The organism is Camelimonas fluminis (assembly GCF_014656355.1).
Classification (GTDB): domain Bacteria; phylum Pseudomonadota; class Alphaproteobacteria; order Rhizobiales; family Beijerinckiaceae; genus Camelimonas; species Camelimonas fluminis.
In genome coordinates, this window is record NZ_BNCG01000167.1 from 1 (window position 1) to 685 (window position 685).

Below are 685 nucleotides of genomic sequence, written 5' to 3' on the forward strand. Positions count from 1 at the left end.
CCCACCACAGCGTCTCACCCAGATTGTCGCGGAATCTCACCCTGTTTGTCGCGCGGCAAGCGAGATCCCTCTTGCGTTCCAGAGTTCCTACGCTGCCACGAAGGCAGCCGTACTAAGCCTTGGCCGATCCCTCAACGAGGAGCTTCGGATAGCGGGCTACAAGAACATCAAAGCCTCAACCATCATGCCGTGGGCCGTCGACACCCCATGGTGGAACCATGCTGCCAACTACACGGGCCACGAGCCGCGAATGGCTGCGATGGATGATCCTTCCATCGTCGTGGACGCCATTGTGGAGGCTTGCAGCAATCCCAAGGAGGAAATTCCTGTCGGTTGGAAAGCTGGCGTATCAACCACCTCCCATCGGCTCTTTCCCAGTTTGACGGAACGTCTAACAGCGAACACGGCAGCTAAAGAAATAACAAAAGCAGAGCTGCTTTCTCCGCACACCGGATCGTTGTTCGAACCGATGCCAGAAGGAACCACTCTTGAGGGTGGAATACGCCAGAGGATGAAAGAAGAAGACGATCAAAAGTGCATGTAGTTAAGGTGGTTCATATTCGGTCCATAACTACTGCCCAAATTTGTTTTTCCAGTGATCCTGTTTTTTGGAACGGTTTCTCACTCCCAGGGTTATCCGTACTGCAAGTCGGCAACAGCGGCCGTCGACATAGCTAGCTTCAAT

Annotated in this window: 1 protein-coding gene; it reads left to right on the plus strand. The window is 53.6% G+C overall.

The genetic code is table 11. From position 1 onward, the window contains the following. Positions 1–544: SDR family NAD(P)-dependent oxidoreductase (locus IE243_RS23355; RefSeq protein WP_373301743.1), on the plus strand; the 544-nt coding region annotated here is incomplete at its 5' end. Positions 545–685 lie beyond the last annotated feature (141 nt).